The following is a 22797-nucleotide window of genomic DNA, read 5'->3' as shown; positions in this document are numbered from 1 at the left end:
GTGTTGTGTGCGTCTCAACAGGTGTCATGATCGTGACGCTCCTTACGCGTCCTGTCATGATGGCCGGATGCAAGCGACAGGGAAGAACTCCGGGCTGGTCCTCGCGCTGGTCTCGGCGTTCGCGTTCGGCGGTTCCGGAGTGGCGGCGAAGCCGCTGATCGAGGCGGGCATCGACCCGCTCCACATGGTCTGGCTCAGGGTGGGTGGAGCGGCACTGGTGCTCTCCCCGCTGGCCTGGCGCCACCGCGGCCTGGTGCGGCGCAAACCCCTGCTGCTCGCCGGGTTCGGCATCGTCGCCGTTGCGGGCGTGCAGGCCTTCTACTTCGCCTCGCTGTCACGGATCCCGGTCGGCGTGGCGCTGCTGCTGGAGTACCTGGGCCCGGCGCTGCTGCTCGGCTGGATCCGCTTCGTGCAGCGCAAGCCGGTGACGCGGGCCGCCGCGGCCGGAGCGGCGGTCGCCGTCGTGGGGCTGGCCTGCGTGGTCGAGGTCTGGTCCGGGCTGAGCCTGGACGCCCTCGGCGTGGCCCTCGGCCTGTGCGCCGCCTGCTGTCAGGCCTTCTACTTCATCCTCGCGGACCAGGGCGCCGACGGCGACGACGCGCCCGACCCGATCGGCGTGATCGCGTACGGCATGATCGTCGGCGCGCTCGTGATGACCGTGATCGCCCGGCCGTGGGAGATCGACTGGCACGTGCTGGCCGGCGAGGCCGTGATGGGCTCCACCGCCGTGCCCGCGCCGCTCCTGCTCGCCTGGGTCGTGCTGGTCGCGACCGTGTTCGCGTACCTGACCGGCGTGGTCTCGGTGCGCAGCCTCTCGCCGCAGGTGGCGGGCGTGGTGGCCTGCCTGGAGGCGGTCGTGGCCACGGTCTTCGCCTGGATCCTGCTCGGCGAGCACCTCTCGACCCCGCAGGTCGCCGGCGGCGCGCTGGTGCTGGGCGGGGCCTTCATCGCCCAGTCCTCGCGGCCGGCCCCGGCGGGAGCGGAAGGATCCGGTCCGGCTGCGCTGGACCGTGAGACGGCCACCGCATAGGGTGCGAACCATGCATTCGACCGTTCTTCCGCCGCCCGCCGCCTAGCGCGGGCCGCCCTCGGCCAGACGAGAACCCGACCCGGGTGGCCCCCGGGCCGGTCGGCGCTGCCCGCGAAGCGATGACCCCCTCTTCCTCATCCTTCACGCATGCGCGGAGAACACACGTGTCGCACTCCTCGCCCGCTTCCGGGCGTTCCCTCCTCTACCTCGTCATCGCCGGCGCCGCCTGGGGCACCGCCGGGGCCGCCGCCTCGCTGCTGTTCCTGGCCAGTGACCTCGGACCGCTCTCCCTGACCTTCTGGCGGTGCGCCGGCGGGCTGGCGGTGCTGCTCGGCGTGCTCGCCGTACGCCGCAGGCCGCGCGCCGCGGCCGCCGCCCGGCCGTCGGTCGCCTCGCTCATCGGGACCGGGCTGCTCTTCACCGTCTTCCAGGCCGCCTACTTCGCCGCCGTGCGCGAGACCGGCCTCGCCGTCGGCACCGTCGTCACCCTCGGCGCGGGGCCCGTGCTGATCGCCCTCGGGGCCCGCCACTGGATGGGCGAGCGGCTCGGCCGCGGGGGCGCGGCCGCCGTTGCCGGCGCGCTGGCCGGGCTCGCCGTGCTCGTCCTGGGCGGCGGGGGCGGCGAGGTCCGGCCGCTGGGCGTGGGCTGGGCGCTGCTCTCGGCCGCCGGGTACGCGGGGATGACGCTGCGGGCCCGCCTGCTGGGGCGGCGCGGGGCGGGCGGGGATCCGCTGGTCACCACCGCCTGGTCGGCCGGGGTGGGCGCGCTGTGCCTGCTGCCGCTCGCCGCGGCGGAGGGGCTGTGGCCGCACACCGGCGAGCCGGTGCGCGTGCTGTGGCTGCTGGCGTACGTCGCCGTCGTGCCGACCGCCCTCGCGTACGCCCTCTACTTCACTGGGGCCGCGGTCGTGCGGGCCGCGACCGTGTCGGTGATCATGCTGATCGAGCCGGTCAGCGCGGCGGTGATCGCCGTGGCGGTGCTGGGGGAGCGGCTGACCGGCGCGGTGGTGCTGGGCACCGTACTGCTGCTGACCGCGGTGGGTGCGCTGATCGCCGCGGAGGCGCGGCGGCCGGCGGACGGCGGGCCCGCGCCACGGCCCGCCGCCGTGCCGGTTCAGAGCGCCGCGAGGTAGTCCGGGGCGGCGATCCCGGGGGCCAGGTCGTCGGCCGGCACTGGGGCCCCGTGCACCGGCGCGACGGGGACCACGCCCGACCAGTACGGCAGGTCCAGGTCCTCGGGCTCGTCGTGCGGACCGCCGGTGCGCAGCTTCGCCGAGACCTCGGCCAGGTCCACGCGGATCACGGCGGTGGCGGCGAGCTCCTTGGCGTTGGCGGGCCGGGAGTCCGCCGAGCGGCCCGGGACCACGTGGTCGACGAGGGCGTCGAGGGCCATGCGGCGCTCGCCCTCGTCGGTCACCTGGTACGCCGTGCCGTGGACCACCACCGAGCGGTAGTTGATCGAGTGGTGGAAGGCCGAGCGGGCCAGCACCAGGCCGTCGACGTGCGTGACGGTCACGCAGACGGGCAGCCCCGGGTCGGCCTGGCCGGCGGCGAGCAGCGGGCGGGAGCCCGTCGAGCCGTGCAGGTAGAGGGTTTCGCCGACGCGGCCGTACAGGGTGGGCAGGACCACGGGGGCGCCGTCGCGGACGAAGCCGAGGTGGCAGACGTAGGCCTGGTCGAGTATCGCGTGGACCGTCTCGCGGTCGTAGCGCGCCCGCTCGCGGGAACGGCTCGGGACGGTGCGCTCGGTCGGGGCGTAGCCGGCGTCCGACGGGCCGCCGGTTGCCGGCGCGGTCGTCCCGGGTCCCACGGGCGTCTCGGCGGTCTCGGTCGTCTCGGGCGTGGCGGTCATGGTGCGAACTCCATTGCACTAGTGCATAATGTTGTTTGTGCTAGGAGAGTATCGGATCGCAGGTCGCCGTGCATCGGATATCGCGGCCAGTGTCGAAGCGGGGGTGGCCTCGGGCGCCCTCGTGCCCGGAAGCCCGCTGCCGCCCATGCGGGAGCTCGCGGGCGTGCTGGGCGTCAACCCCAACACCGTCGCCGCCGCCTACCGGACCCTGCGCGAGCGCGGGGTCATCGAGACCGACGGGCGGCGCGGCAGCCGGGTGCGCCCGCGCCCGGCCACCACCCCGCGCGACGCGCTGCGCATGGAGGTGCCGCCGGGCGTGCTCGACGTCCAGGAGGGCAATCCGGACGTCGCGCTCCTGCCCCCGCTCGAGGCGCCCCTCGCCGCGGCGGCCCGGCGGTACGCGGCCGAACCCACCCTCTACGGGCAGGAGCCGGTGGTGCCCGAACTGGAGCGGCTCGCCCGGGCCGGGCTCGCCGCCGACGGGGTCCCGGCCGGCCCGCTGGCGCTCACCTCGGGGGCGCTGGACGGCATCGAACGGGTGCTGTCGGCGCACCTGCGGCCGGGGGACGCGGTGGCGGTCGAGGATCCGGGGTGGGGCAGCCTGCTGGACCTCGTCCCGGCGCTCGGGCTGCGCCTGCTGCCGATGGCCGTGGACGACGAGGGGCCGCGCGCCGAGGCCGTGGAGCGGGTCCTCGCGGACGGGGCGCGGGCGGTGGTGGTCACCGCTCGGGCGCAGAACCCCACCGGGGCGGCCGTGAGCGCCGCGCGGGCCCGGCAGCTCAAGGCCGTGCTGGCCCGGCACCCGCAGGTGCTCCTGATCGAGGACGACCACGGGCACGGCATCGTCGACCTCCCGCTGCACCCCCTCGCCGGAGCCACCCCGCACTGGGCGCTGAGCCGTTCGACGGCGAAGGCGTACGGGCCCGACCTGCGGCTGGCGGTGCTGACCGGGGACGAGGTCACGCTGGACCGGGTCCGCGGCCGCCAGCGCCTGGGCCCGGGCTGGGTCAGCCGGCTGCTGCAGTACGCGGTGGTCGAGCTGTGGAGCTCCGGGGCGGTCGACCACGCCGCGGTGGCCCGCTCGTACGGGGAGCGGCGGGGCGCGCTGGTGGCGGCCCTGCGGGAGCGGGGCGTCCCCGCGCACGGGGTCAGCGGGATGAACGTGTGGGTGCCGGTCGCGGACGAGACGGCGGTGGTGGCCCGGCTGCTGGCCGCGGGCTGGGTCGTGGCCCCCGGGAGCCGGTTCCGCGTGGAGTCGCCGCCGGCCGTGCGCCTGACCGTGTCCGGGCTGCGGTCCGCGCAGGTGCCCGAGCTCGCCGACGCCCTGGCGGCAGCGGTCCGCCCGTCCCGGGGCGGCCGCTTCAGCTGACCGGGGCGGCGGCCGGGGCGGAGGCGCAGGCGGGGAGGAGCCGGCTCAGGTTCCGGTGCGCGCGCGGGCGCGGGTCTGGGTGAGGGCGGCGCCGGCCAGGACGACGGCCGCGCCGACCGGCGTGTTCCAGTGGAGCGGCTCGCCCAGCAGGAGCACGCCCGCCGTGGTGGCGATGACCGGGATGAAGTACGTGACCATCTGGGCCGTGGTCGGGCCGATCTCCGTCACGAGCCCGTACTGCATCTGCAGGGCCATGCCCGTGCCCAGGGCGCCCAGCGCCAGCACCGACAGCGTGGGCCACAGCGGGAACGAGGCGGGCGCCGCGGTGAACAGCGAGCTGAGCAGCAGCAGCTGGACCGTGGAGACCATCAGCTGCGCCCCGGTCAGCGCCGCCGGGGAGCCCGGCACCGAGGCCAGCGTGCGGCGGACGTAGATCCAGCCGACCGGGTAGCAGAGCGAGGCCAGCAGGGCCAGTACGGTGCCCGCGGCGTCGACGCCCGCGAAGCCCTGCCAGGCACCCAGGACGGTCAGCACGCCCAGGAACCCCAGGCCCAGGCCGGCGAAGCGGCGCCGGGTGGGGCGGTCCTCCGACAGGGCCACCACCGACAGCGCCATGCCCCACAGCGGCGAGGTGGCGTTGCAGATGCCCGCCAGGCTCGACGGGATGCTGAGCTCGGCGTACGAGAAGAGCGAGAACGGGGCGGTGTTCAGCAGGAGCGCCGCCACGGTGAGGTGGGCCCACGTGCGGCGGCCCCGGGGGAGCGGCTCGCGGCGGAACAGGAGCACCGCGAGCAGGGCCAGCGCGCCGAAGAAGACGCGTCCCAGGGCGACCTGGAAGGGCGCGTACGCCTGCGTGCCCAGCTTGATGAACAGGAAGCTGAAGCCCCACACCACCGACAGCAGGGCGAACCGCAGGCGCCAGTCCACGCGGCCGGGGCGCGGGCTGGAGGCGGTCCGGGCGGTACGGGGGAGGGCGGAGGTCCTCGGGAGCAGGCGGCGGGCGGGGGCGGGTGCGCTCATGGGAGTACTCTCCACTGCGCAACTACGTAGGACAAGCGAGAGTCTTTTGCATGGGCCGCGTAGCATTGCTTACATGTTGAACCTGGAGCGCCTGCGCACCCTCGACGCCCTCGCCCGCCACGGCTCGGTCAGCGGCGCGGCCGACGGGCTCCACGTCACCACCTCCGCGGTGTCCCAGCAGATGGCCAAGCTGGAGCGCGAGGTCGGCCAGCCGCTGCTGGCCAGGAACGGCCGCGGGGTGCGCCTCACGGACGCGGGGCGGCTCCTGGCCGACCACGCGGCCCGGATCATCTCGCAGGTGGAGCTGGCCCAGGCCGACGTCGAGGCCCGGCGCGGCTGCGCCATCGGCGAGCTGCGCATCGGCGCCTTCCCGACCGCCATGCGCGGGCTGCTGCCGCAGACGCTGACCGTGCTGGGCGCGGCCCACCCCGAACTGCGGCCCCGGGTGCGGGAGCAGGAGCCCGAGGAGAGCATGGCGGCGGTGGTGCGCGGGGACCTGGACCTGGCCCTGGCCATCGACTGGCACAACAAGCGGATGCCGGTGCCGGCGGAGCTCGCGCGGGCCCACCTGCTCGACGACTCCTGCGACGTCGCGGTCCCGGCCGGCCACCGGCTCGCCGACCGCACCCGGATCTCCCTCGAGGAGTGCGCCGACGAGGACTGGATCTCCTGGAACGAGGGCCAGTTCTGCCACGAGTGGCTGGTGTCCACCCTGCGCGGCCTCGGCATCGAGCCGCGCGTCCGGCACATCGCCGAGGAGCACCACACCCAGCTGGCCTTCGTCGAGGCCGGCCTCGGGGTGTGCGTGACGCCCCGGCTCGGGCGCGGCCCCGTACCGCCCGGCGTCCGGCTGCTGCCGGTGGCCGAGGCGGTCCGGCGGCACGTGTACGTCGTCTGGCGGTCGGACGCCGACCGCAGGCCCTCCGTCCGGGCGGCTGTCGAGGCCCTCGAACAGGTTGCCGCCGAACTCTGAGGCGTCCGGGCCCGCCGAGCCGCGCGTCCTGCGGCCGGCTAGAGCTTGCGGAAGTCCCAGGAGACGACCGAATCCGGGGTGAGGCGGATCCAGGCGTGGCGCCCGTCGTGCGGCATGTCCGGGATCCCGAAGTTCTTGGCCGGGAAGATCCGCTCCACCTCCGCCAGCTCCGCGCACGGCTGCCCGGTGCGCGGGGCCTCGCCCACGAAGGCCGCCCTGCCCGACAGCTCCACCCCGCGCAGCTCCCCGTACTCCTCCCCCGCGTCCACGACCACCGAGATCCGCGGGTCCTTCGTCAGGTCCGACCAGCGGCGGCTGCGGGTGATCGAGTACAGCCACAGCGAGCGGCCGTCCCAGGCGAACCACAGGGCGCCCACGTGGGGGCGGCCGTCGGGGGAGACGGTGGCCACCCGGCAGGTGCGCTGCTCGCGCAGGAAAACGTCCACCTCCCCGTCCGTCATCATGATGCGGCGGCCCCGCCGCTGGGTCCCGCGTGCCGTGTCCATCCGCCCCACGCCCCTTCCGATCTGACTGTGTGTCAGGAATCATGCGTGCTCCGCCGTTGCCGCGCCAGGGGGAGCCATGACGCAATCCGGACCGCTGGGGGAACCCGATGCCGATCCCGCCACCACCGCACTGCTCACCGTCGAGTGCCAGAACGGCGTCGTCGGCGAGGAGAGCGCCCTGCCCGAGCTCGCCGAGCAGGCCCGAAGCTCCGGGATGCTCGCGCGCGTGGCCGCACTGGTCGACGCCGCGCACGGGGTCGGCGTACAGGTGCTGCACGCGGTGGCCGAGCGGCGGCCCGACGGGCTCGGGGCCAATGCCAACGCCCGGCTGTTCCGGGCCGCGGGGCGGCTGCCCGTGCGCCAGCTGTCCGGGAGCCCCGCGGTGCAGGTGGCCGCCCCCATCGAGGTGGGGCCGCGCGACCTGGTCGTACGCAGGCTGCACGGGCTCTCGCCGATCGCCGGCACCGACGTGGACGCCCTGCTGCGCAACCTCGGCATCCGCACCCTCGTCGTCGCCGGCGTCTCCTCCAACATCGCCGTGCCCAACACCGTCTTCGACGCCGTCAACCTCGGCTACCGCGTCGTCGTCCCCGCCGACGCCATCGCAGGGGTGCCCCCCGAGTACACCGCGGAGGTGATCCGCCACTGCCTCGCCCTGGTCGCGGACGTCACCACCACCGAGGCGCTCACCCGGCGCTGGGGGACCGCCCGGTGAGCCGTTCCCCCGACCTGGGCGGACACGCCCGCAGCGAGCGGCATCCGCCGCGCCGCGGCCCGGTGCGAGGTCGCCCTGCGCGGCGCGTCGCCGCTCCCTAGACTGGAACCGGACCGGCCGCCCCCCACCGCACGACGCTCGTCCGTCTTGAGGGAGGTCGCCCCTCGTGGACCTCAACACCATCACCGAAGTCGCCCGGCGCCCCTCCGAGCACCCGGCCGCCGACTGGCGCGAGGGCGACGCCTGGCTGGCCGGCGGCACCTGGCTGTTCTCCGCGGAGCAGCCGGACCTGCGCCGCCTGATCGATCTGACGGCCCTGCGCTGGGATCCCCTCGTCCCGGGCGACAAGGGCCTGGAGATCGGCGCCACCTGCACCATCCGCGACCTGTACGCCTTCGCGTGTCCGGGCGACTGGACCGCGGGCCCGCTGATCACCGCGAGCTGCGAGGCCTTCCTGTCCTCCTTCAAGGTCTGGAACGCGGCGACCGTCGGCGGAAACATCTGCATGTCCCTGCCGGCCGGCCCCATGATCACCCTGACGGTGGCGCTCGAGGCCACGTACGAGCTCTGGGCCCCGGACGGCTCCACGCGCACCGTGGAGGCGCTCGCATTCGTCACCGGCGACCACCGCAACGTCCTCACCCCCGGCGAGGTCCTCCGGCGGGTGCGCATCCCCGCGCACGCCCTGAGGAAGCGTGCCGCCCACCGCCGCTTCACGCTCACCCGCCTCGGCCGCTCGACCGTCTTCCTCATCGGCACGCAGACGCCCGGCGGGAACGACCTGCTGCTCACCGTCACGGCCGGCACCACCCGACCCGTGCAGCTGGCCTTCGACACCCTGCCCGACGCCCCCGGCCTGCAGCAGGGCATCGACGCCATTCCCTCCGACGTCTGGTTCGCGGACCCGAACGGAACCCCCGACCACCGCCGCCATCTGACCACGTACTTCGCCGAAGAGATCCGGCGCGAACTCATGGACGGGGACCCGTCATGACGTACAGCGTCAACGGCAAGGCCTTCGACCGGGAGCCGCAGCCCGGCCAGTGCCTGCGCACCTTCCTCCGCTCCCTCGGCCACTTCGGCGTCAAGAAGGGCTGCGACGCCGGCGACTGCGGCGCCTGCACCGTGTGGCTGGACGGCAGCCCGGTCCACAGCTGCATCACCCCCGCCTTCCGCGCCGACGGCCACGAGGTGACCACCATCGAGGGCCTCGGCGCCCTCGGCGCCCTGCATCCCGTGCAGCGCCGGTTCCGGGACGCGCCCGGATTCCAGTGCGGCTTCTGCACCGCAGGGATGATCATGACCTCGGCGGCCTTCACCGAGGCCCAGAAGGCCGACCTGCCCCGGGCCCTGAAGGGGAACCTCTGCCGCTGCACCGGCTACCGAGCCGTCGAGGACGCGGTGAACGGCGTCGTCGGCGTGGAGACGGCCGAGCCGGGAAAGGCCGTCGGCGCGAGCGTCGGCGCGCCCGCCGCCAACGACGTGGTCACCGGCCGCGCCGAGTTCACGATGGACACGCACAGGGAGGGAATGCTGCACCTGAAGGTGCTGCACTCGCCCCACGCGCACGCCCGCATCCTGTCGGTCGACAAGACCGCCGCACTCGCGGTTCCCGGTGTGCACCGCGTCTACACCTGGCAGGACGTGCCGCGCAGACGCTTCACCACGGCCATCCACACCGATCACCTGGTCGATCCGGACGACACCTTCATCCTCGACGACACCGTCCGCTTCGCGGGCCAGCGCGTGGCCGCGGTGCTGGCCGACACACCCGGCGCGGCCGAGGAGGGCTGCCGCAAGGTGGTCGTCGAGTACGAGCGCCTGCCGGCGGTGCTCGACCCCGAGGAGGCCATGGCCGCGGGGGCGCCGCAGATCCACGCGACGCCCGATCCGTTCGTCCGCGATCCCGTCCGCAACATCCTGCTCGAAATCCACTCGCACATCGGGGACGTGGACGCCGGGTTCGCCGAAGCCGACGTCGTCCACGAAGGCACGTACTCCTCGCCGCGCGTGCAACACGCACACCTGGAAACGCACGGCTCGATCGCCTGGATGGAGGACGGGCGGCTGAACGTCCGCACCAGCTCGCAGTCGCCGTCGATCGCCAAGGTCAAGCTGAGCTATCTGTTCGCGCTGCGCCCCGACCAGCTGCGCGTGTTCTGCAAGCGGGTGGGCGGCGGCTTCGGCGGCAAACAGGAAGTGATCTCGGAGGACCTGGCGGCGCTCGCCGCGCTGGACACCGGGCGGCCGGTCTGCTTCGAGTACACCCGCGAGGAGGAGTTCACGACCGCCTCGCCGCGGCACCCGATGCAGCTGACGGTCAAGCTGGGTGCCAAGGCGGACGGAACGCTCACGGCCGTCCAGGTCCGCAACGTGTCGAACACCGGCGCCTACGGCAACCACGGCGGTGAAACGCTGTACGCGGGCGGCGCCGCCGTCATGATCTACCGCTGCCCCAACAAGAAGTACGACGCGTACTCGGTCTACACCAACACCGTGCCCAGCGGGGCCCTGCGCGGTTACGGCATGACGCAGCCGGCGTTCGCCATGGAGTCCGCGCTGCACGAGCTGGCCCTCGCCCTGCACATGGACCCGCTCGAACTGCGGCGACGCAACATCGTGCGGCCCGGCGACCCGCTCGTCGCGATGCACGACGGCCCGGACGACGTGGCGTTCACCGAGGACGGACTGGCGAAGTGCATCGACCTGGTCGACCGCGCCATGGCCCGGCCGGCGCCGGAGCCGAACCTCGGCCCCGGCTGGCTCATCGGGTCCGGCGTCGCGAGCTCCCTGCACGAGACCGCACCGCCGACCGAGCACATCTCCGAGGCCTGGGTCACGCTCGGCGACGACCTCGTCTACGAGGTGGCCGTCGGGACCGCCGAGTTCGGCGAGGGCACCTCGACCGCCCACGTCCAGATCGCGGCCGGCCAACTGGGCACCACCCCCTCCCGGATCCGCCTGGTGCAGTCCGACACCGACCGCACCGGATTCGACACCGGAGCCTTCGCGAGCGCGGGCCTGTTCGTGTCGGGCAACGCGGTGCTGCGGGCGTCCAACGCCGTACGCGACCGCATCCTGGAGTTCGCGGCCGCCCGCACCGGCGTCCACGTCGTGATGTGCTCCATGGACGACGACGGCGTCACCTGCGGCGACCGGCGGGTGTCCCTGGCCGAGCTCGTGGCCCTGGCCCGGGCCCGCGGCATCCGGTTCACCGCCGCCCGCAAGGCCTACGGCTCGCCCCGCAGCGTCACCTCCAACACCCAGGGGTTCCGGATCGCGGTCCACCGGGTGACGGGGGAGATCCGCATCCTCTACAGCGTCCAGGCGACCGACGCCGGCGTGGTCATCAACCCCCAACAGGTGCGCGGACAGGTGGAGGGCGCCGTCGCCCAGGGCATCGGCTTCGCGCTGACCGAGAACCTCCTCCTCGACGCGGACGGGGCCGTGGTCAACCCCAACTTCCGCAACTACCGCATCCCCACCTACGCCGACGTCCCGCGCACCGAGGTGCTCCTCGTGGACTCGTCGGACTCCTTCGGCCCCCTGCGGTCGAAGGGGATGGCGGAGTGCAGCATCAACCCGGTGGCCCCCGCCCTGGCGAACGCCCTCCAAGACGCCACGGGCATCCGCTACCGTGCGCTGCCCCTGACGCCCGAACGGATCTACAGCCGGCTCCAGGAGAAGCAACCCGTTTCGAAGGCCTGAGCCATGCCCACCGACAAGCACGACGACGCCGCGGCGACGGCCATCATCGGCCAGAAGGTCCTGCCGGGCAGGGAGCGCGACTACGAGATCTGGCAGGACGAGGTCAACGCCGCTGCGGCCGAGTACCCCGGATACCTCGGCGTCGAGGTCTCCCGGCCGACCGCCCTGCAGCCCGAATGGGTCATCGTCTACCGGTTCGACTCGATACCCCACCTCCAGGCGTGGATCAACAGCGCGACCAGGCAGAGGCTGCTGGAGGTCGGCGACACCTACCTCGACGGCCCGGGAACCCAGCGGGTCCTCACCGGCGGCCACACCAAGGCCCCCGATCCGCTGGTGACCGTGGTGATCACCCACCGCGTCCACCCGGACCGCGTGGACGACTTCCTCGCGTGGCAGCGCCGCATGAGCGAGGCGGAGGGCACGTTCGAGGGGTTCCGCGGAACGGAGATGTTCCGGCCGATCGAGGGGCTCCAGGACGAGTGGACCACGCTGTACCGCTTCGACAGCGCCCAGCACCTCGACGCCTGGCTGACCTCGCCCCAGCGGCAGGAGGTCCTGGCCCAGGGCCGGGAGTTCAGCGACTTCAAACTGAGCACGATCGACAACTCGTTCGGCAGCTGGTTCGCCTTCGAGGAGGACGGCACGGCAGCGCCGGCCCCCTCGGAGACGAAGACCGCCATCGCCGTGTGGGTCGGCCTGTACCCGACCGTCGTGCTCCTGACGCTCGCCCTGTCGCCGCTGCACATGCCGCTCTGGCTGGGACTGCTGGTCGGCAACCTGCTCTCCAGCTTCCTGATGACCTTCCTCACCATGCCCTACTACGTGAACCCGCTGCTGAAGCGGTGGCTGCGACCGCCCCCGGGCGACCCGCCCGCGAGGAACAACCGCCTCGGCCTGGGGATCGTCGCCGCGGTGACCGTGTTCTGGGTCGCGGTCTTCTACCTCGTGACGACGCAGATCTGGACCCTTCCCTGACCGGCGGGCGCGGCCCGCACCGCGACACTCAGGCCAGGCTCCACGACCAGGTCCCGTCGGCGGTGACGAGGCAGGCGAGGACCACCACGTCGGCCGCACCCAGGGCGATGCCGAGGCGGGCGCGGCCGGGCCTGCCCGTCCGCCGCCACAGCGCGAGGGCGCCCAGGACGACGGCGGTCGGACCGAGGACGAGGTTCATCACCAGTAGCCCCACCAAGCCGAGCACGAACGAGGTGACCGCCATCGCGTCGGCATCGCGGACGGGGTTCACGGGGCGTGCGCGGGATGCGGTCCGCGGGCTCATCGCAGGCCTCCCCGCCCGTGGACCGGGCGGCCGGTCCTGCGGTGGCCGCGGAGGCGCTCGCGCGCGGCGAAGAGGGCGAGCCAGAGGGCGATGGCGCAGCCGGCGACCAGGCTGACGGGCACCGGGACGTGGGCCGCGGCGCCGATGACGACACCAAGGACCAGCAACGCACCCACGAGGAAGAGCATGGGACGTCCTTCCGCTCAGGTAACAGTTGTTCACCGACTACCCGGTTCGGTGTGCTCCATGCTGGCGCCGGCCCGGCCGTGACGGGTTGACTTCGCGTCATGACTCCGTCCACCGGGGCCCGCGAGGCCCAGCGCCGCCGCACCCGCCGCGCCCTCCTCGACGCCGCCCTGGCGCAGCTGGAGGAGCGCAGCCTCGGCAGTCTGGGCCTCAGGGAGGTGGCCCGGGGGGCCGGAGTCGCCCCCACCGCCTTCTACCGCCACTTCCGGAGCATGGACGCGCTGGGGGCCGCGCTGGTCGAGGAGGCGCTGGCCAGCCTGCGCGAGACGGTACGGGGCATCCTCGCCGCAACCGGCGACCCCGAACGGCGCGGCGACGCCGTCGTACGGCTCGTCGCGGAGCTGGTGCGCGGCCGGCCCGCCCACGTCCGCTTCCTGGTCCGCGAACGCCACGGCGGGGTGCCGGCGGTACGGGAGGCCATCGCCGGACAACTCGACGCCCTGGCCGACGAGATCGGGGCGGCGCTGGCGGCGGACGCCGTGAGCGCGGGCTGGGACGCCGCCGACGTGACGATGCTGTCCCGGCTCCTCGTCGATCACATGTTCATGACCGCCTCGGCCTTCCTCGCCGCCTCGCTGCGCGGCGAGGACTGGTCGGCCGCCGTCGCCACGGCCCGCAGCCAGCTCCGCCTGATCCACCTCGGACGGGTGCACTGGCCGGGGTGACCCGGAGGGGCGCGGGCCGGGCAGCCCTCAGCCCGAGCCGCGCAGCGCCGCCGTGCGGGCCCTCACCTGCTCGGCGGTCAGGTAGGCGTCGGTGTACTCGAACTCCCGCAGCGTCGGCGGCTTGGAGGACCGGATCCCGATCCGGACGAAGTCGTCGCCGGCCAGCGCGTTGAGCAGCCAGTTGGTCGCCACGCGCGTCTTGGCGACGCCGGTGCGCAGCGCGGACCAGTGGTAGCCGCGGGCCACGGCCTGGGCCGGCAGGCCGCGCAGCGGGATGCCCAGCGGCTTGGACACCGCGTCGGTGCCCCCGAGGTCGACGACGAGCCCCAGGTCCTTGTGCACGTACGGGCGCAGGGGCTGGTGGCGCAGCGTCGCGATCAGGTTGTCCGCGAGGGTCCGTCCCTGGCGCAGGGCGTGCTGCGCGGTGGGCGGGCACACCGCCCCCTCCTCCTGCGCGGCGAGGTCGGGGACGGCCGCTGCGTCTCCCAGCGCGAACACTCCGGGCGCACCGGGCACGGTCATCTCCGGCGTCACCAGGAGCCGGCCGCGGACGGTCTCCGCGTCCAGGGTGGCGACCAGAGGGCTCGCGGCCACTCCGGCGGTCCAGATCAGCGTCCTGCTGGGCAGCACCCGGCCGTCGGTCAGGGTGATCTCCGTGGGGCCCGCCTTGGCCACGCTGACGCCGAGGGAGACCCGGATGCCGCGGCGCCGCAGGACGTCCAGGGCCGTCCGGCCCAGTGCGTCGCCGAGTTCGGGCATCAGTTTCGGCGCGAGGTCGAGGAGGTGCCAGGTGATCTGTCGGGGGTCCAGCCGGGGGTAGCGCTTCACGGCGTGGTGGGTGAGCCGCTGGAGGCAGGCGGCCGTCTCGGTGCCCGCGTATCCGCCGCCGACCACGACGAAGCACAGCCGCGCCGCCCGCTCCGCTGCGTCCTCGCTCGCGTCCGCCAGGTCGAGCTGGGAGATGACGTGGTCGCGCAGGTAGGTGGCCTCCGCGAGGGTCTTCATGCCCCGGGCGTTCTCGGTGAGGCCGGGGATGTCGAAGGTGCGGGTGATGCTGCCGGGCGCCAGCACCAGGTGGTCGTACGGGTGGTTCGTCAGCTCGCCGGTGATGCTGCGGACGACGCAGACCTTCGCCCGGGTGTCCACGCCGACGGCCCCGCCGGGGATGATCCGGGTCCGGTAGCGGCTGCTGCGGCGCAGCGAGACGGCGACGGACTGCGGGGTCAGCACGCCGGAGGCCACCTGGGGCAGCAGCGGCAGGTACAGCTGGTAGGAGTTCGGGGTGACCAGGGCGATGTCCGCCTCCGAGGGCGAGAGCCTGCGCTCCAGCCGCCGGATGCACTCCACCCCGGCGAATCCGGCTCCCACCACGAGAATCCTCGGTCGTTGCACGGTCTTCCGTCCCTTCTCGGGTCTGCCAGGTCCTCCCGCACATGCCCGTCCGGTGCCTGCTCTGCACGTGCGAGCGCCCCACGGCGGGGGAGCGGGGCCCCGGCCCGGGTGTTTCGGCCACGTCCGGGCGGCCATACGCCGAAGAGGTCGAACAGCTCCCAGAGGCACCGATCGCGAGGGGACCGAACACCGTGGCCACCATGATCCTGTTGATCGCACCGATGCTGCTGGCCCTGCTGCTGGTCACGCGCGGGCCCGGCCGCCGGCCCCGGCACCGGGCCGGCCGCAGCTGACGAACGATTCGACGAGTCGACGATCCGACGAGTGAGGGCGAGGTGGGACCGTGCCGGTACGAGCAGTCGGTTGGGCCCGGTCGTTTCCCGTCCACCGCGGGGTCCGCGAGGCCCGCCGGTGGTGTCTGGCGCATCTGAGCACCCTGCCGTGGACCGAGCGCGCCCCCGACACGGTCCACTCCATCCTGCTCACCGTGTCCGAACTGGTCACCAACGCGCACGTGCACGCCGACAGCAGCGCCCACCTGGTCCTGACCTGGGACGGCAGCTGTCTGCACGTGAGCGTGGCCGACGGCGACCCGCACCTGCCCGCCCCCAGGCAGGCCTCCCCCGAGGCGACCTCGGGCCGGGGCCTGGCGATCATCGACGCGCTCGCCGACGAGTGGGACGCCCACGCGGTGCACGGCGGCAAGGCCATCACGGCCTGCTTCCACCCGCCGGACCGGCCCTCCCCGCGGCACCGGACGGCTTGACGCCCCGTAACCTCGGAAAATGCTTACAGAAGTGACAGCGACCCGCTACGTCACGCCCTTGCGCGAGGGCGGCTCGCTCCCGGGGATCGTCGAGGCCGACGATCTCGGCACGTACGTCATGAAGTTCACCGGAGCCGGCCAGGGGCGCAAGACCCTGGTCGCCGAGGTCATCTGCGGCCGCCTGGCCCAGCGGCTGGGACTGCGGGTCCCGCGGCTGGTGCAGATGCAGCTCGATCCCGTCATCGGGCTCGGCGAGCCCGACCAGGAGGTCCAGGAGCTGCTCAAGGCCAGCGGCGGGCTCAACCTCGGGATGGACTACCTGCCCGGGTCGATCGGGTTCGACCCGCTCGCGTACGGGGCGGACCCCGTCGAAGCGGGGCGCGTGGTCTGGTTCGACGCACTGGTCAACAACGTCGACCGGTCCTGGCGCAATCCGAACATGCTGGTCTGGCACGGGGACCTGTGGCTCATCGACCACGGCGCCACCATGATCTGGCACCACAACTGGCCCACCGCCCAGGCCGCCGCCGCGAAACCCTACAACGCCTCCGACCACGTCCTGGCCCCGGTCGGCCCGGACATCGCGGCAGCGGCCGCAGAGCTGGCTCCGCGGGTGACCGCGGAACTGCTCGCCGAGGTCGCGGCGGACGTCCCCGACGAGTGGCTCGTCGACGAGCCCGGCTTCGACTCCACCGACGCGGTGCGGCGCGCCTACGTGGAGGCACTGCTGCCGCGCGCGGCCACGATCCACGAGAGGATCACCATGGAGGCCGAGGTCAGGCCCCGGTCCGGTCCGCCGGGCTGGCTCGCCGAGCGCCTTCCTCCCCAGCCCCACAAGAACAAGAACGAGCAGAAGAGCGGCGACGAGTGACCAAGCGGGACGTGTTCGAATACGCGCTGGTGCGCGTGGTGCCCCGGGTGGAGCGCGGGGAGTGCTTCAACGCCGGAGTGATCGTCTACTGCCGGGCGCGCTCGTACGTCGCCGCCCGCACCCACCTGGACGAGGCCAAGCTCCTCGCGCTCGACCCGGAGGCCGACGTGGTCGGCGTACGGGCCGCCCTGCAGGGCGTCGAGGGCGTGTGCACCGGCGGCGAACGGGCCGGCCAGGCGGCGGGCGACGACCCGGGGCGCCGGTTTCGCTGGCTGATCGCCCCGCGCAGCACGGTGGTGCAGCCCGGCCCGGTGCACACCGGCCTGACGGCCGATCCGGAAGCCGAGGTGGAACGGCTGCTCGACCTGCTGGTGCGCTGATCCGGACGACCCGGGGGGCCCTGGGCCCGGTGCCGTTGACACCGGGTGCCGGGGCTCCTAGCGTCTCCTCAGCTGAGGCTACTAAGCGGTTGCTCACCTTCGAGGGCCGCCCAGAGGATTCCAAGCGCGAGGAGATCCAGCATGTCCACCACCGAGCAGCGCGTCGCCATCGTGACCGGGGCGGCCCGGGGCATCGGCGCGGCCACCGCCGTGCGCCTGGCCGCCGAGGGCCGGGCGGTCGCCGTACTCGACCTCGACGAGGCGGCCTGCAAGGACACCGTCGAGGCCATCACCGCGGCCGGCGGCAAGGCCGTGGCGATCGGCTGCGACGTCTCGGACGCGGCCCAGGTGGAGGCGGCCGTGGAGCGCGTCGCGAGCCTGCTGGGCGCTCCGACCATCCTGGTCAACAACGCGGGGGTGCTGCGCGACAACCTGCTGTTCAAGATGAGCGACAGCGACTGGGACACCGTCATGAACGTGCACCTGCGCGGCGCGTTCCTGATGTCGAGGGCCTGTCAGAAGTACATGGTCGAGGCCAAGTTCGGCCGCATCGTCAACCTCTCCAGCAGCTCGGCGCTGGGCAACCGCGGCCAGCTCAACTACTCGGCCGCCAAGGCGGGCCTCCAGGGCTTCACCAAGACCCTGGCCATCGAGCTCGGCAAGTTCGGCGTCACCGCCAACGCCGTCGCCCCCGGCTTCATCGCCACGGAGATGACCGCGCAGACCGCCGCCCGCGTCGGCATGGGCTTCGAGGAGTTCCAGGCCGCCGCCGCCACCCAGATCCCCGTCCAGCGCGTCGGCCGCCCCGACGACATCGCCCACGCGATCGCCTTCTTCACCGGCGAGGCGGCCGGGTTCGTTTCCGGCCAGGTCCTGTACGTGGCCGGCGGCCCGCTCAACTGACGAGGGGAGGCGCGGACATGGCGTACGAAGGAACGGACAGCGGGAAGGTCGCGCTGATCACCGGCGCGAGCCGGGGCATCGGCTACGGCATCGCCGAGGCGCTGGTGGCCCGCGGCGACCGGGTGTGCATCACCGGGCGCAACGAGGATGCCCTCAAGGAGGCCGTCGAGGCGCTCGGCGCGGACCGGGTGATCGGCGTCGCCGGCAAGGCGCACGACGAGGCCCACCAGGCCGTGGCCGTCGAGCGCACGATGGAGGCCTTCGGGCGGGTCGACTTCCTGATCAACAACGCCGGCACCAACCCGGTCTTCGGTCCGATCGCGGACCTGGACCTCGGCGTCGCGCGCAAGGTCTTCGAGACGAACGTGATCTCGGCGCTCGGCTTCGCCCAGCGGACCTGGCACGCCTGGCAGAAGGACCACGGCGGGGCGATCGTGAACATCGCCTCCATCGCCGGGGTCTCCGCCTCGCCCTTCATCGGGGCGTACGGGATGAGCAAGGCCGCCATGGTCAACCTGACCCTCCAGCTCGCCCACGAGATGGCGCCGGGGGTCCGGGTCAACGCGATCGCGCCGGCCGTGGTCAAGACCAAGTTCGCCCAGGCGCTCTACGAGGGGCGCGAGGCGGAGGCCGCCGCGGCCTATCCGCTGGGCCGGCTGGGCCTGCCGGAGGACATCGGCGGAGCTGCGGCTTTTCTTACATCTGCACAAGCGGAATGGATCACTGGTCAAACTCTGGTCGTTGACGGAGGAATGTTCCTCAATGCCGGAGTTCACTGATCGATAATCGGACGTATTTGCCTCCCACGGGGAGGCAAATACGTACCGAACAGGCGCGAAAACGGTCAAGTGTCACACCAAACCTGCCCCTTGGATTTGTGACGCACTGCGCTAGGGTTTGCGGCACCCCTGGCTGATCGAGGAGCGTGCACGTGTTCAACCGGACCAGAAGCCTGCAGATCACTGCGGCCCTGGCGTCCATATCCCTGCTCGCCGGATGCGGTCTGCTTTCGGATGACAGCAAAGACGCCCAGAAGCGCATCGTCGTCGGCACGACGAGCGCTCCGAGCACCCTCGATCCCGCCGCGGCCTGGGACGGCTCCTGGGAGCTGTACCGCAACGTGTACCAGACCCTCCTGGCCTTCCCCACCGGCTCCACCAAGCCCCAGCCGGACGCGGCCCAGGCCTGCGACTTCACGGACTCCGCGAACGAGTCGTACCGCTGCACGCTGCGCAAGGGCCTGAAGTTCTCCAATGGCGAGCCGCTCGACGCCAAGGCCGTCAAGTACTCGCTCGACCGGATCCGCACCATCGGCTCCAAGGTCGGCCCGAAGGACCTCTTCGGCAACCTCGACAAGATCGAGACCCCCGACGCGCAGACCGTCGTCTTCCACCTGAAGGTGCCGGACGCCACCTTCCCCTTCGTCCTCGGCTCGCCGGCCGCCTCCCTGGTCGCGCCCAAGGACTACCCCGCGGACAAGGTGCGCGAGGACGGCAAGATCACCGGCTCGGGCCCGTACCTGCTGGACTCCTACAAGGAGGGCAGCGAGGCGGTCCTCAGCAAGAACGGCTCCTACAACGGCTTCGCCAACCGCCGTAACGACGCGGTCACCATCCGCTACTTCGCGGACTCCACGAAGATGGTCGCCGCCCTCAAGGGCAAGGAGATCGACGCCACCTACCGAGGCCTGTCGGCCACGGAGGTCAAGGACCTCCAGAGCCCGGCCGCACACGGGCTGGGCGTCCAGGTCGTCGAGAACGTCGGCGCCGAGATCCGCTACCTGGTGTTCAACCCCCAGGACCCCAACGTCAACAAGCTCCCGGTGCGCCAGGCGATCGCGCAGATCATCGACCGCGGCACCCTCGTGTCCAAGGTCTACCAGGGCACCGCCGAGCCGCTGTTCTCGATGGTCCCCAAGGGTGTCGTGGGCCACAAGACGCCGTTCTTCGACAAGTACGGCCAGCCCGACGTCGGCAAGGCCAAGAAGATCCTCAAGGACGCCGGCATCAACCAGCCGGTCGAGCTGACCTTCTGGTACACCACCGACCGCTACGGCGCCTCGACCGCCGACGAGTTCACCGAGATCAAGCGGCAGCTGGACGAGAGCGGCCTGTTCAAGATCACTCTGCGCGGGCAGCCCTGGAAGAGCTTCCAGGAGGGCTACAAGAACGGCCAGTACCCGGTCTTCGGCCGAGGCTGGTTCCCCGACTTCCCGGACCCGGACAACTTCATCGCGCCGTTCGTCGGCAAGGAGAACGCGGTCGGCACCCCGTACGAGCAGCAAGAGATCCTGACCGACCTGCTGCCCAAGTCCCGCCGCGAGAGCGACCGCGCCGCCGGCATCCACCAGTTCGAGCAGGCGCAGCAGATCTTCGCCGACGACGTCCGGCTGCTGCCGCTGTGGCAGGGCAAGCTGTACGTCGCCGCGCGGGAGGACATCGCGGGCGGCGAGCGGGCGCTCGACCCGCAGACGGTCTTCCAGATGTGGGAGCTGTACCGCAAGACCAGCTGGTAGCCGCCGGCGGCCGCAGCCGGCGGCAGCAGGCAACCGCACCCGCCGGGGGTCCCGACCCCCGGCGGGTGCGGCGCTGTCAGTGGCCCCCGGTAGGTTCTGAGACGTTGCACCGCGCAGTGGCGTGTACTTGTACTACCGGAGGTTGTAGACGTGACCCAGATGCTGCCCGAGTCCTGGCTCCCCGTCCTCGGCGGAGAGCTGGACCAGCCCTACTTCAAGGAGCTCACCGAGTTCGTCGAGAAGGAGCGGGCGAACGGGCCGGTCTACCCGCCCCGCGAGCAGGTCTTCGCGGCCCTGGAGGCCACCCCCTTCGAGAAGGTGAAGGTCCTCGTCCTCGGCCAGGACCCGTACCACGGCGCCGGCCAGGGCCACGGCCTGTGCTTCTCCGTCCGGCCGGGGATCAAGACCCCGCCGTCGCTGCGCAACATCTACAAGGAGATGCACGAGGAGCTGGGCACCCCCATCCCGGACAACGGCTACCTGATGCCGTGGGCCGAGCAGGGCGTCCTGCTGCTGAACGCGGTCCTCACCGTCCGCGAGGCCGAGCCCAACTCGCACAAGGGCAAGGGCTGGGAGAAGTTCACCGACGCGGTGATCCGCGCCGTCGCCGACCGCCCCGACCCGGCCGTCTTCGTGCTGTGGGGCGCCTATGCCCAGAAGAAGCTCCCGCTGATCGACGAGGAGCGGCACGTCGTCGTCAAGGGCGCCCACCCCTCCCCGCTGTCGGCGAAGAAGTTCTTCGGCTCCCGGCCCTTCACCCAGATCAACGAGGCCGTCGCGGCGCAGGGCCATGAGCCGATCGACTGGACGATCCCGAACCTGGGCTGACGGCCGACCGCGCCTCGGCGCCATCCCCGGTGCCTGCGGTTAGCGTCGGGACGACCGGACCGCGACGGGTCCGGCGGAGCCAGCCGGAGGCCGTGGTGAGGGAGCAGCAGGAGGCGTCGGAGGACGCCGTCATGACCCGGATCGGCCAGGCGGTCATCCTGCTGCACGCCGGGGACCGGGAGGAGGCCCGCAACCGGCTGGGGGAGCTGTGGGCCGAGATCGGGGAGGACGGCGCGGGGCTCCACCGGTGCACGCTCGCCCACTACATGGCCGACGCCCAGGACGACCCCGCCGACGAGCTGTCCTGGGACCTGCGGGCCCTGACCGCCGCCGACGCGCTCGCCGGGGCGGGGGGCGAGCCGCATCCCGCCGTGCGGGGGTTCTACCCCTCGCTGCACCTCAGCCTGGCCGCGGACTACGCGAAGCTGCGACGGCCGGCCGAAGCCCGGCTCCACCTGGCCCGGGCCCGGGCCGCCGCCGGGGCCCTCCCGGACGACGGCTGGGCCAACGGCATCCGCGCCGCCATCACCCGCCTGGAGCGCCGCCTCTCGTCCCCTCCGGGCCCGGGCCCCTTCCCGGCCCAGCATCCGTAGCGGAGGGCCCCGCTTTCGCAGCGGGGCCAGGGGGTCAGGGGGTGCGGACGCCCTCGCAGATGCGGGATTCCGGGCTGTCGGGGGTCCAGCGGCCGTGCGCGCGGCCCAGGGCGCAGACGTCGGCCGGGCGGACCGGGAGCCGGTCGATCACCTCGTGCGGGAGCTCGGCCTCCGGGGCCGGGCGCTGCGGGCCGCGGGAGCGGCCTTCCGCGGGCCGCCCCGCCGGCGGGCGCGGCTCCGGGACGTCCGCAACCGGCGGCGCGCCGGCCGGGGGCCGGCCGCCGGTCCCCGTGGCCGAGGCCGTCGGCCGGGCCGGCCCCGCCTTCAGCGCCTCCAGCGCCGGCGCCTGCACCTCCACCGCGGCCCCCGGCACCGCAGCCCCCGGCCCGCCCCGCGGAACGTGTCCCGGCGACGGCGGCGCGGCCCCCGTCGTCCCGGGAGCACCCGCCGGCTGCATGGAGGCGGGGGTCACGTTCACGCAGCCGGAGACGGCCGAGACGGCGCCGGCGACCGAGAGCAGCAGCTTTGTCGAGGTTCGGGTGGTGTGCACGCGGGCAACTCTGCTGTGCGAGCACCCCGTTGTGAAAATCCGGAGCCGATATTGACCCCGCACGGGTGACACGCCGTCATTCGCCCGTGGCGCCGTCGATGTGCTCGCGCAGCAGGTCGGCGTGCCCGTTGTGGCGCGCGTACTCCTCGATCATGTGGGTGTACACCCAGCGCAGGCTGAACGCCTCGCCCCGGTGGTGGCTCTCGCGCCGCGACATCAGCTCCAGCGGCCGGCCCTCCGCGGCCTGCCGGGCCAGCTCGACCTCGGTCCGCCACACCCCCGCCGCCTCGGCGAAGGTGTCCCCGGCGGTGAAGTCGAAGTCGCCGTCCCGGTTCTCGCGCGTGGAGTACAGCTCGGGCAGCTCCTCGCCCAGCATGATCTCCCGGAACCAGTACCGCTCCACCTCCGCCATGTGCCGTACGAGGCCCAGCAGGCTCAGCCGGGACGGCGCGAGCGGCAGCCGGCGCAGCTCCTCCTCGCTCAGCCCCTCGCACTTCCAGGCGAGGGTCTGGCGGTGGTAGTCCAGCCAGCCCTCCAGCATCTCCCGCTCGCCGGCGGAGGTGGAGGGCTCGGTGCGATGTGATCCGGAAGTCGTCGTCATGAGCGACATCCTCGGCCAACCGGGGCCGCCCC

General features: G+C 73.1%; 25 protein-coding genes. 17 read left to right on the top strand and 8 right to left on the bottom strand.

What is annotated here, in order from left to right; translation table 11 throughout:
• The first annotated feature begins 67 nt into the window (after positions 1–67).
• Positions 68–1030, top strand: coding sequence for an EamA family transporter (locus tag AB0953_RS12965; RefSeq protein WP_366859480.1), 963 nt, complete (start codon positions 68–70; stop codon positions 1028–1030).
• A gap of 164 nt (positions 1031–1194) precedes the next feature.
• Complete coding sequence (locus AB0953_RS12960) at positions 1195–2163, top strand: EamA family transporter (RefSeq protein WP_366859479.1); 969 nt, start codon at positions 1195–1197, stop codon at positions 2161–2163.
• On the opposite strand, the gene AB0953_RS12955 is transcribed toward AB0953_RS12960, so the two are convergent.
• On the bottom strand, positions 2145–2882 hold the full coding sequence (locus tag AB0953_RS12955; protein WP_366859478.1) for a pyridoxamine 5'-phosphate oxidase family protein: 738 nt from the start codon (positions 2880–2882) through the stop codon (positions 2145–2147). The genes AB0953_RS12960 and AB0953_RS12955 overlap by 19 nt on opposite strands.
• A 28-nt stretch (positions 2883–2910) precedes the next feature.
• On the opposite strand from AB0953_RS12955, the gene AB0953_RS12950 reads away from it, so the two are divergent.
• A complete protein-coding gene (locus tag AB0953_RS12950; protein ID WP_366859477.1) occupies positions 2911–4251 on the top strand; it encodes an aminotransferase class I/II-fold pyridoxal phosphate-dependent enzyme in 1341 nt (446 codons plus the stop codon).
• A 45-nt stretch (positions 4252–4296) separates the two neighbouring features.
• Here AB0953_RS12950 and AB0953_RS12945 read toward each other — a convergent pair whose 3' ends face one another.
• Positions 4297–5271, bottom strand: coding sequence for a DMT family transporter (locus AB0953_RS12945; protein WP_366859476.1), 975 nt, complete (start codon positions 5269–5271; stop codon positions 4297–4299).
• 73 nt (positions 5272–5344) lie between these two features.
• Between AB0953_RS12945 and AB0953_RS12940 the strand changes: the two genes are divergently transcribed.
• Positions 5345–6244, top strand: coding sequence for a LysR family transcriptional regulator (locus tag AB0953_RS12940; protein WP_366859475.1), 900 nt, complete (start codon positions 5345–5347; stop codon positions 6242–6244).
• 38 nt (positions 6245–6282) lie between these two features.
• Here AB0953_RS12940 and AB0953_RS12935 read toward each other — a convergent pair whose 3' ends face one another.
• Entirely contained in the window at positions 6283–6750 is a 468-nt protein-coding gene (locus AB0953_RS12935) for a pyridoxamine 5'-phosphate oxidase family protein (RefSeq protein WP_366859474.1), read from the bottom strand.
• A 76-nt stretch (positions 6751–6826) separates the two neighbouring features.
• Here AB0953_RS12935 and AB0953_RS12930 point away from each other — a divergent pair, with 76 nt between their 5' ends.
• The 4 genes from AB0953_RS12930 to AB0953_RS12915 all read left to right on the top strand — a co-directional run bounded on the left by AB0953_RS12930 (position 6827) and on the right by AB0953_RS12915 (position 12151).
• A complete protein-coding gene (locus tag AB0953_RS12930; RefSeq protein ID WP_366859473.1) occupies positions 6827–7465 on the top strand; it encodes a cysteine hydrolase in 639 nt (212 codons plus the stop codon).
• A 166-nt stretch (positions 7466–7631) separates the two neighbouring features.
• A complete protein-coding gene (locus AB0953_RS12925) occupies positions 7632–8459 on the top strand; it encodes an FAD binding domain-containing protein (RefSeq protein WP_366859472.1) in 828 nt (275 codons plus the stop codon).
• Positions 8456–11173 (top strand): molybdopterin cofactor-binding domain-containing protein, encoded by a 2718-nt coding sequence (locus tag AB0953_RS12920; RefSeq protein WP_366859471.1) that lies wholly within the window; start codon positions 8456–8458, stop codon positions 11171–11173. Before AB0953_RS12925 ends, AB0953_RS12920 begins: the two co-directional genes overlap by 4 nt.
• A gap of 3 nt (positions 11174–11176) precedes the next feature.
• Entirely contained in the window at positions 11177–12151 is a 975-nt protein-coding gene (locus tag AB0953_RS12915) for an antibiotic biosynthesis monooxygenase (protein WP_366859470.1), read from the top strand.
• A 28-nt stretch (positions 12152–12179) separates the two neighbouring features.
• Here the strand turns inward: AB0953_RS12915 and AB0953_RS12910 are convergent, their stop codons facing one another.
• Both AB0953_RS12910 and AB0953_RS12905 read right to left on the bottom strand, forming a co-directional pair.
• Positions 12180–12455 (bottom strand): DUF4190 domain-containing protein, encoded by a 276-nt coding sequence (locus tag AB0953_RS12910; protein ID WP_366859469.1) that lies wholly within the window; start codon positions 12453–12455, stop codon positions 12180–12182.
• Positions 12452–12643: a hypothetical protein gene (locus AB0953_RS12905; RefSeq protein WP_366859468.1), complete on the bottom strand. Its 192-nt coding sequence runs from the start codon at positions 12641–12643 to the stop codon at positions 12452–12454. Before AB0953_RS12905 ends, AB0953_RS12910 begins: the two co-directional genes overlap by 4 nt.
• 99 nt (positions 12644–12742) lie before the next feature.
• Between AB0953_RS12905 and AB0953_RS12900 the strand changes: the two genes are divergently transcribed.
• Positions 12743–13366 carry a TetR family transcriptional regulator gene (locus AB0953_RS12900; RefSeq protein ID WP_366859467.1) on the top strand — a complete coding sequence of 208 codons (624 nt, stop codon included), beginning with the start codon at positions 12743–12745 and terminating at the stop codon, positions 13364–13366.
• Positions 13367–13393: 27 nt separating this feature from the next.
• Here the strand turns inward: AB0953_RS12900 and AB0953_RS12895 are convergent, their stop codons facing one another.
• A complete protein-coding gene (locus AB0953_RS12895) occupies positions 13394–14758 on the bottom strand; it encodes an NAD(P)/FAD-dependent oxidoreductase (RefSeq protein ID WP_366859466.1) in 1365 nt (454 codons plus the stop codon).
• A gap of 343 nt (positions 14759–15101) precedes the next feature.
• On the opposite strand from AB0953_RS12895, the gene AB0953_RS12890 reads away from it, so the two are divergent.
• The 8 genes from AB0953_RS12890 to AB0953_RS12855 all read left to right on the top strand — a co-directional run bounded on the left by AB0953_RS12890 (position 15102) and on the right by AB0953_RS12855 (position 21614).
• Complete coding sequence (locus tag AB0953_RS12890; protein ID WP_366859465.1) at positions 15102–15524, top strand: ATP-binding protein; 423 nt, start codon at positions 15102–15104, stop codon at positions 15522–15524.
• A 19-nt stretch (positions 15525–15543) separates the two neighbouring features.
• Positions 15544–16395: a HipA family kinase gene (locus tag AB0953_RS12885; RefSeq protein ID WP_366859464.1), complete on the top strand. Its 852-nt coding sequence runs from the start codon at positions 15544–15546 to the stop codon at positions 16393–16395.
• Positions 16392–16775, top strand: a complete 384-nt coding sequence (locus AB0953_RS12880) for a DUF3037 domain-containing protein (protein ID WP_366859463.1) — start codon at positions 16392–16394, stop codon at positions 16773–16775. The genes AB0953_RS12885 and AB0953_RS12880 overlap by 4 nt, the downstream gene beginning before the upstream one ends.
• 141 nt (positions 16776–16916) lie before the next feature.
• Positions 16917–17678, top strand: coding sequence for a 3-oxoacyl-ACP reductase FabG (gene fabG / locus AB0953_RS12875; RefSeq protein WP_366859462.1), 762 nt, complete (start codon positions 16917–16919; stop codon positions 17676–17678).
• A 17-nt stretch (positions 17679–17695) separates the two neighbouring features.
• A complete protein-coding gene (locus AB0953_RS12870) occupies positions 17696–18457 on the top strand; it encodes an SDR family oxidoreductase (RefSeq protein WP_366859461.1) in 762 nt (253 codons plus the stop codon).
• Between the two features lie 152 nt (positions 18458–18609).
• Complete coding sequence (locus AB0953_RS12865; RefSeq protein WP_366859460.1) at positions 18610–20193, top strand: ABC transporter substrate-binding protein; 1584 nt, start codon at positions 18610–18612, stop codon at positions 20191–20193.
• A gap of 159 nt (positions 20194–20352) precedes the next feature.
• Positions 20353–21021 carry a uracil-DNA glycosylase gene (locus AB0953_RS12860; protein ID WP_366859506.1) on the top strand — a complete coding sequence of 223 codons (669 nt, stop codon included), beginning with the start codon at positions 20353–20355 and terminating at the stop codon, positions 21019–21021.
• 95 nt (positions 21022–21116) lie between these two features.
• On the top strand, positions 21117–21614 hold the full coding sequence (locus tag AB0953_RS12855) for a hypothetical protein (RefSeq protein WP_366859459.1): 498 nt from the start codon (positions 21117–21119) through the stop codon (positions 21612–21614).
• A gap of 34 nt (positions 21615–21648) precedes the next feature.
• Here the strand turns inward: AB0953_RS12855 and AB0953_RS12850 are convergent, their stop codons facing one another.
• Together AB0953_RS12850 and AB0953_RS12845 are read right to left on the bottom strand one after the other, a co-directional pair.
• Positions 21649–22164: a hypothetical protein gene (locus AB0953_RS12850; RefSeq protein WP_366859458.1), complete on the bottom strand. Its 516-nt coding sequence runs from the start codon at positions 22162–22164 to the stop codon at positions 21649–21651.
• A 76-nt stretch (positions 22165–22240) separates the two neighbouring features.
• Positions 22241–22765 carry a DinB family protein gene (locus AB0953_RS12845; protein WP_366859457.1) on the bottom strand — a complete coding sequence of 175 codons (525 nt, stop codon included), beginning with the start codon at positions 22763–22765 and terminating at the stop codon, positions 22241–22243.
• Between the last annotated feature and the right edge of the window lie 32 nt (positions 22766–22797).

Source organism: Streptomyces sp. NPDC046866 (assembly GCF_040704625.1).
Taxonomy (GTDB): Bacteria; Actinomycetota; Actinomycetes; order Streptomycetales; family Streptomycetaceae; genus Streptomyces.
Note: the sequence above shows the minus strand (reverse complement) of the source record. Positions and strands in the feature narration are given on the sequence as shown.

What these genes read in the sequence shown, in the direction of transcription:
- AB0953_RS12885 (WP_366859464.1), top strand. Translation starts at nt 15,544, where the DNA reads ATGCTTACAGAAGTGACAGCGACCCGCTACGTCACGCCCTTGCGCGAG.
- AB0953_RS12940 (WP_366859475.1), top strand. Translation starts at nt 5,345, where the DNA reads ATGTTGAACCTGGAGCGCCTGCGCACCCTCGACGCCCTCGCCCGCCAC.
- AB0953_RS12965 (WP_366859480.1), top strand. Translation starts at nt 68, where the DNA reads ATGCAAGCGACAGGGAAGAACTCCGGGCTGGTCCTCGCGCTGGTCTCG.
- AB0953_RS12920 (WP_366859471.1), top strand. Translation starts at nt 8,456, where the DNA reads ATGACGTACAGCGTCAACGGCAAGGCCTTCGACCGGGAGCCGCAGCCC.
- AB0953_RS12860 (WP_366859506.1), top strand. Translation starts at nt 20,353, where the DNA reads ATGCTGCCCGAGTCCTGGCTCCCCGTCCTCGGCGGAGAGCTGGACCAG.
- AB0953_RS12845 (WP_366859457.1), bottom strand. Translation starts at nt 22,765, where the DNA reads ATGACGACGACTTCCGGATCACATCGCACCGAGCCCTCCACCTCCGCC.
- AB0953_RS12930 (WP_366859473.1), top strand. Translation starts at nt 6,827, where the DNA reads ATGACGCAATCCGGACCGCTGGGGGAACCCGATGCCGATCCCGCCACC.
- AB0953_RS12900 (WP_366859467.1), top strand. Translation starts at nt 12,743, where the DNA reads ATGACTCCGTCCACCGGGGCCCGCGAGGCCCAGCGCCGCCGCACCCGC.
- AB0953_RS12910 (WP_366859469.1), bottom strand. Translation starts at nt 12,455, where the DNA reads ATGAGCCCGCGGACCGCATCCCGCGCACGCCCCGTGAACCCCGTCCGC.
- AB0953_RS12905 (WP_366859468.1), bottom strand. Translation starts at nt 12,643, where the DNA reads ATGCTCTTCCTCGTGGGTGCGTTGCTGGTCCTTGGTGTCGTCATCGGC.
- AB0953_RS12950 (WP_366859477.1), top strand. Translation starts at nt 2,911, where the DNA reads ATGTTGTTTGTGCTAGGAGAGTATCGGATCGCAGGTCGCCGTGCATCG.
- AB0953_RS12870 (WP_366859461.1), top strand. Translation starts at nt 17,696, where the DNA reads ATGGCGTACGAAGGAACGGACAGCGGGAAGGTCGCGCTGATCACCGGC.
- AB0953_RS12945 (WP_366859476.1), bottom strand. Translation starts at nt 5,271, where the DNA reads ATGAGCGCACCCGCCCCCGCCCGCCGCCTGCTCCCGAGGACCTCCGCC.
- AB0953_RS12955 (WP_366859478.1), bottom strand. Translation starts at nt 2,882, where the DNA reads ATGACCGCCACGCCCGAGACGACCGAGACCGCCGAGACGCCCGTGGGA.
- fabG (WP_366859462.1), top strand. Translation starts at nt 16,917, where the DNA reads ATGTCCACCACCGAGCAGCGCGTCGCCATCGTGACCGGGGCGGCCCGG.
- AB0953_RS12915 (WP_366859470.1), top strand. Translation starts at nt 11,177, where the DNA reads ATGCCCACCGACAAGCACGACGACGCCGCGGCGACGGCCATCATCGGC.
- AB0953_RS12935 (WP_366859474.1), bottom strand. Translation starts at nt 6,750, where the DNA reads ATGGACACGGCACGCGGGACCCAGCGGCGGGGCCGCCGCATCATGATG.